General features: G+C 36.4%; 6 protein-coding genes. 5 read left to right on the top strand and 1 reads right to left on the bottom strand.

The features are described from left to right. Nucleotides 1–113: 113 nt before the first annotated feature. A complete protein-coding gene (locus HMPREF3031_RS09285; protein WP_002480491.1) occupies nucleotides 114–1,262 on the bottom strand; it encodes a globin domain-containing protein in 1,149 nt (382 codons plus the stop codon). Nucleotides 1,263–1,803: 541 nt separating this feature from the next. Between HMPREF3031_RS09285 and HMPREF3031_RS09280 the strand changes: the two genes are divergently transcribed. From HMPREF3031_RS09280 to qoxD, 5 genes are all read left to right on the top strand, one after another. Beyond that, nucleotides 1,804–2,121, top strand: coding sequence for a DUF5011 domain-containing protein (locus HMPREF3031_RS09280; protein WP_002480490.1), 318 nt, complete (start codon nucleotides 1,804–1,806; stop codon nucleotides 2,119–2,121). Between the two features lie 300 nt (nucleotides 2,122–2,421). Further along, entirely contained in the window at nucleotides 2,422–3,534 is a 1,113-nt protein-coding gene (gene qoxA, locus HMPREF3031_RS09275; RefSeq protein ID WP_002480489.1) for a cytochrome aa3 quinol oxidase subunit II, read from the top strand. Next, nucleotides 3,534–5,516 (top strand): cytochrome aa3 quinol oxidase subunit I, encoded by a 1,983-nt coding sequence (qoxB, locus tag HMPREF3031_RS09270; protein WP_002480488.1) that lies wholly within the window; start codon nucleotides 3,534–3,536, stop codon nucleotides 5,514–5,516. Before qoxA ends, qoxB begins: the two co-directional genes overlap by 1 nt. After that, nucleotides 5,509–6,111 (top strand): cytochrome aa3 quinol oxidase subunit III, encoded by a 603-nt coding sequence (qoxC, locus tag HMPREF3031_RS09265; RefSeq protein ID WP_002480487.1) that lies wholly within the window; start codon nucleotides 5,509–5,511, stop codon nucleotides 6,109–6,111. The genes qoxB and qoxC overlap by 8 nt, the downstream gene beginning before the upstream one ends. After that, complete coding sequence (gene qoxD / locus HMPREF3031_RS09260; RefSeq protein ID WP_002480486.1) at nucleotides 6,108–6,398, top strand: cytochrome aa3 quinol oxidase subunit IV; 291 nt, start codon at nucleotides 6,108–6,110, stop codon at nucleotides 6,396–6,398. The genes qoxC and qoxD overlap by 4 nt, the downstream gene beginning before the upstream one ends. The last annotated feature ends 116 nt before the right edge of the window (nucleotides 6,399–6,514 follow it).

Raw genomic sequence — 6,514 nt, 5'->3', positions numbered from 1 at the left:
GTTTTTGCTCACCAGTCCTATTTGACAGAGAGCCACAAAAAGGAGCTGTCCCTTCCGAAAATTCGGAATGAACAGCTCCTTCTCTATCATTCAGATTATTATTTCAGTAAAAATTAAACGTCTACGCTTAAACGTGGAATGAATGTTTCGAAATGAATTTGTGATTTGTCTAAACCTAATTCATATAATTCATTGACGATTGATTTCAAGAATGAAATACCGCCACATACATAAACTTCTGTATCTTCTGTAACATATTGTTTTAAATCTTCTTGAGTGATGTAGCCATTTGATTTGCGATCATGGATTTCATAAGTCACATTATCATTTTCTGCTGCATCGTTAGATAAACGTTGTGAGAATGGTACATCATTAACATCAGTTGTATTGTGAATGAATTGAATGTTCGGTACACCGACTTCAATTGCTTTTTCATACATTGACACTAATGGTGTTACACCAATACCTGATGCTAAGAATAATTGGTTTTTGTCAGTGTTATGCAATCTGAATGCACCTACTGGCGCAGTTAAGTTGATATCATCTCCAACTTTCACTTCGTCATGCAAGATAGTTGAAACTTCACCTTCACTGTCTTCAGAAACATCACGTTTAACTGCGAATGTTAACGTATCTTCGTCTCCGCCAACGATTGAATAGTGACGTTTTGCTCTGTATGGTAATTTATCACTTGAAACATCAACTGTAATATATTGACCTGCTTCAAAGTTGCGTAAATCATATTTATCTGATGAAACTGTAAATGCTTTAATATCTGAAGCGACATTTTCAATGTTTGTAACTGTGAATGGTTGGAAACCATCCCATAACATTTCAGCATACATGTCTTTCTCTACTTGAATGAATACATCTGCAATTTCCCAGTATGCGTTAATCCAAGCTTGAATCACTGGATCTTCTTCTTTTAAATCTAAAACGTGCATAATTGCTGCGATTAAATTTTCACCAACAATTTTGTAACCTGATTCAGGTACTTGTAATGCAACGTGTTTGTAAGCAATCTCTTTAACTACAGGCATAATTGCACCTAACTGTTCAATGTTTGCTGCTGCAGCTAAGACTGTTTGAGCTAAGGCTGTGGATTGCAAACCTTTTTTCTGGTTAGTTTGGTTGAACATGTTGCGTAACTCTGGGTGTTCATTGAACATTCTATTGTAGAAGAATGACGTAATTTCCACACCTTTTTCTTGAAGAACTGGTACTGTTTGTTTAATAATATCCATATCTTTTTCAGATAACATTTAACTTCACTCCCTCTTCGACTCAATTTCATCATAATACGAATATGACGAAATTAAAACAATTAAGAACCTAGTTCACATAATAGACAATTTTATTTCATATTTCTTCATATTCTTTTCACAATTAAGTATAAACAATATGACAAACTTAAAACGTATTATAATGATTTTTATTTAAAGCATTCTTCTTACATGTGCGGGACTCAAAATACCGTGTTAGTAATGAAATAAAGTACGCCCCCCACTATTATTTAGCATAAATCCCTCCTTTAACTTCTTTCCTATATATTGTTTCTAAATATTCCCGCTTTTTTCTCAGTAAATATTTGACAACTGAGAAAACTTAACGTTATTTTAATCTGATTTTCATAATTATTCTGTAAAATTAGTCTTGTGATAAAGATTAGGTCCGTAGTAGGATGTAATAAAGAAACAAACACGGTATATTGAACCTAATACAAAGTTCAATCGCAAATATTCGTGATTGAACTGATTAATATGACGCTTTAATGATTAGCCATTGAATACGGAGGTCTAAACAATGAACAAACTATTACAGTCACTTTCAGCACTTGGTGTGTCTGCTACATTAGTAACACCCAATTTAAACGCTGAAGCTACAGATAACTCTGTACCAAAGCTTAAAGGTGTTGAAGATGCGATTATTCAAAAAGGCGAAAATTACAACTTACTGAATGGAATCAGCGCTTATGATAAAGAAGACGGAGATTTGACTGATCAGATTATCGTCAATGGTCATGTCGATACAAATAAAATTGGTAAATACAAAGTCGAATATCAAGTCATTGATTCAGATGGAGCGAAAGATATTTCTGAACGCTACATAGAAGTCAAGTAACTTGTCGATAAAATCTATTTAAAAATAATTATTTTGTTTTTTGGCGCTAGCGCTTTCAACCCCTTAATTGATAAGCATTCTCAACTACAGCGCCCTTTTTTGTGCTTTCTGTCATTTTTGTCAGTATTCACAAAATGGACACATAATTTTAACAAATCTGTGAAAGCCCGTCAGGCCTAGTGTCTGTAAGGCTTTCTTTATTTTTATGTAAAAAAGTTGCGGATACCCACTTGTAAATATTGCATAATAAACTAAAATTATTGTTAAGCCCTACAATTGTAGTATTAGGAGGTCAATAAAGTGTCAAAAATTAAGTCTTTGCTTCTATTGTTCGGCTCACTGATTTTACTCAGTGGTTGTGAACATATGGAAGTACTTAACCCAAAAGGGCCAATGGCAAGCAGTTTAAAATGGCTGATTATTTATTCAATCATCTTTATGCTTGTTATTGTTGCGGTTGTATTTATTCTATTCGCTGTATTTGCTTACAAATACCGATACACAAATACAACACAATCAGGTAAAGTACATCACAGTGCTTTATTAGAAACTATTTGGTTCACCGTACCATTTATCATCTTACTTGCTTTGGCTATTCCAACAGTCAAAACACTTTATGAGTACGATGCACCGCCTGCAAAAGACAAAGACCCTGTCGTCGTTTATGCAACAAGCGCAGGTTTCAAATGGTTCTTTGCTTATCCAGAGCAAAAAATTGAAACAGTGAATCACATTACGATTCCAAAAGATCGTCCGATTGTATTCAAGTTGCAATCTATGGATACAATGACAAGTTTCTGGATTCCACAACTTGGCGGTCAAAAATATGCAATGACTGCAATGACAATGGAATGGACATTAGAAGCTGACCAAGAAGGTACGTTCCGTGGACGTAACTCAAACTTCAATGGTGAAGGTTTCGCTCGTCAAACATTCCCAGTACATGCAGTAAGCAACTCAGAATTCAACAAATGGGTAGAAAAAGCTAAGAAAGAACCTAAACTTTCTCAAGATACTTTCGATAAACAATTACTACCTACAACTAAGAATGAAGAGTTGACATTCAGTGGTACTCACATGGACTTCGTAGATCCAGCTGCTGACCCTGAATACATCTTCTACGCTTATAAACGTTTCCATTACACTCCAAAAGATCCAAACTTCTATGATGTAACTGAAGGCGTATTAAGCAAACCAGATTCAAAATATCCTGCTCGTAAATCTCAAATTACAAACGCTATGTATAAGAGACACGGTATGGATGCTATGATCTTACCTAACGACAAACCATATAATAATGAATTCAAGAAAGAAGAATCTCATAATATGGACGAAATGGAAAAAGCTCAAAAAGGCGCTAAAGATGAAAAAGCTGAAGAGCTTAACAAGAAAAATCATGGAGGTGAACATTAATGAATTTCCCATGGCATGAATTACTCGTTCAAGGTAACTGGATGATCACAATGGCACAAATTGGTGCGCCATTCCTAGTTATCGGGGTAATCGCAGTAATCACGTACTTTAAGTTATGGAAATATCTTTACAGAGAGTGGTTTACAACAATTGACCACAAGAAAATCGGATTAATGTATCTGATTTGTGCTGTATTAATGTTCGTCCGTGGTGGTATTGATGCAATTTTAATTCGTACGCAATTAACAATTCCGAACAACCCGTTCTTGGAATCAAACCACTATAACGAAATCTTTACAACACACGGTGTTATCATGATCATCTTCATGGCAATGCCATTCATTTTCGGTTTATGGAACGTAGTTGTACCTTTACAAATTGGTGCACGCGACGTTGCATTCCCTGTAATGAACAACATTAGCTTCTGGTTATTCTTCGGAGCAATGTTACTATTCAACATGTCATTCATCATTGGTGGTTCACCTGCTGCAGGTTGGACAAACTATGCACCACTTGCTGGTGAGTTCAGTCCAGGTCCTGGTGTTAACTACTACCTATTAGCTATTCAGCTTTCAGGTATCGGTACATTAATGACAGGTATTAACTTCTTCGTAACAATTTTACGAATGAAAACACCAACTATGAAATTTATGGAAATGCCAATGTTCACAGTAACAACTTTCGTTACAGCATTGATCATTATCCTAGTATTCCCTGTATTCACAGTTACATTAGCATTGATGACAATTGACCGTATCTTCGGTACTCAATTCTTCACAGTTGCTAATGGTGGTATGCCAATGCTTTGGGCTAACTTCTTCTGGGTTTGGGGGCACCCTGAGGTTTACATCGTTGTCCTTCCAGCATTCGGTATTTTCTCAGACGTTATTTCAACGTTCGCACGTAAACACTTATTCGGTCATAAGAGTATGATCTGGGCAACATCAGCAATCGCATTCTTGAGTTTCTTAGTATGGGTTCACCATTTCTTCACTATGGGTAATGGTCCTTTAATCAACTCATTCTTCTCAATCTCAACAATGTTAATCGCTGTGCCTACCGGTGTTAAAATATTCAACTGGTTAGCTACGCTATACCAAGGTCGAATTTCTTTCGAATCGCCAATGCTATTCTCATTAGCGTTCATCCCAACGTTCACAATCGGTGGGGTAACAGGGGTAATGTTAGCAATGGCTTCAACAGACTATCAGTACCATAATACGTACTTCTTAGTAGCCCACTTCCACTACACATTAGTTTGTGGTGTTGTGTTCGCTTGTTTAGCAGCACTTATCTTCTGGTATCCTAAGATGATGGGTTACAAATTGAATGAACGCTTGAACATTCCGTTCTTCTGGTTATTCGTAATCGGATTTAACGTATGTTTCATGCCACAATTCATTCTTGGTTTAGACGGTATGCCACGTCGTTTATACACTTACATGCCATCAGATGGTTGGTTCATGTTAAACGTAATTTCTACAATCGGTGCACTATTAATGTCAATCGGCTTCTTATTCTTAGTAGCTAACATTGTTTACAGTCACCTTAAATCACCACGTATCGCTTCAGGCGACTCATGGGGTATCGGACGTTCACTTGAGTGGAGTACAGCTTCATCAATTCCACCAGTGTACAACTTCGCAATCACTCCAGACTGGGATGATTTAGACACATTTGTAGATATGAAAAAACAAGGTCGTCATTACTTAGACAACCATAATTATAAAGATATCCACATGCCGAACAACACACCAGTTGGTTTCTTCATGGCTATCTTCTTAACTGTTGGTTGCTTCTTCTTAACATTCGAAACTATCGTACCAGCGATTATCTGCTTAATCGGTACATTAGGTACAATGATTTACAGAAGTTTCCAAGTCGACCATGGTTACTATATCCCAGCTTCTGAAGTAGCTGCTACTGAAGCAAAACTTCGTGAAGCTCGTGAAAAAGAACGGGAGGCTGAAAGTCATGCATGATACAAAAACAATTGATGCGCAATCGCATGAAGGTAATTTGAACAAGTTTGGCTTCTGGATCTTCCTAACAGCTGAATTCTCTTTATTCGGTACACTATTTGCGACGTTGCTTATCATGCAACACGGCGGTGATTACGCTGGTAAGTTAACAACTGATTTATTCGAAATGCCTTTAGTATTATTAATGACATTTGCGTTATTAATCAGTTCATATACATGTGGTATTTCAATTTATTACATGAGAAAAGAAAAGCAAAAACTAATGATGATCTGGATGATTATCACATTATTGCTTGGTATCTTATTCGTAGGTTTAGAAATTTACGAGTTCGCACACTATGCACACCAAGGTGTAACACCACAAATCGGTTCTTACTGGTCAAGTTTCTTCATCTTGTTAGGAACACACGGTGTCCACGTTTCGTTGGGTATCGGTTGGGTGATTTGTCTATTAATCCAAGTAGCAATGCGTGGACTTAATAAAGACAATGCGCCAAAATTATTTATCGTAAGTTTATACTGGCACTTCTTAGATGTTGTTTGGGTCTTCATCTTTACTGCAGTATACTTGATAGGGATGGTGTATAGCGGATGAATACAATAGCAAAACATACAGTTGGCTTTATTGCCTCTATTGTCTTGACACTATTAGCAGTATACGTGACGATTTACACATCTTTAGCACTTAACGCTAAGATTACAATTATCTTTGGATTTGCTTTCATCCAAGCTGCCCTTCAATTATTAATGTTCATGCATTTAACTGAAGGTAAAGATGGACGCACACAATTATTCAAAGTTATCTTCGCCATTATCATTACCCTAATTACTATTATCGGTTCTTATTGGGTTATGGTCGGCGGACACAGTGCTCATATGTAATATCAGTATTTATATGATGCACAAAAAACTGGCTGGGGTTTCTCCCCTGCCAGTTTTTTTATACATAATTTTAGACTATTTTGGGCTCTATACTATTTAGGACTGGTGATAATCAC

Source organism: Staphylococcus sp. HMSC072B07 (assembly GCF_001815505.1).
Taxonomy (GTDB): domain Bacteria; phylum Bacillota; class Bacilli; order Staphylococcales; family Staphylococcaceae; genus Staphylococcus; species Staphylococcus simulans.
The sequence above is the reverse complement of the archived record's forward strand: the minus strand, read 5'-3'. Positions and strand labels throughout refer to the sequence as shown.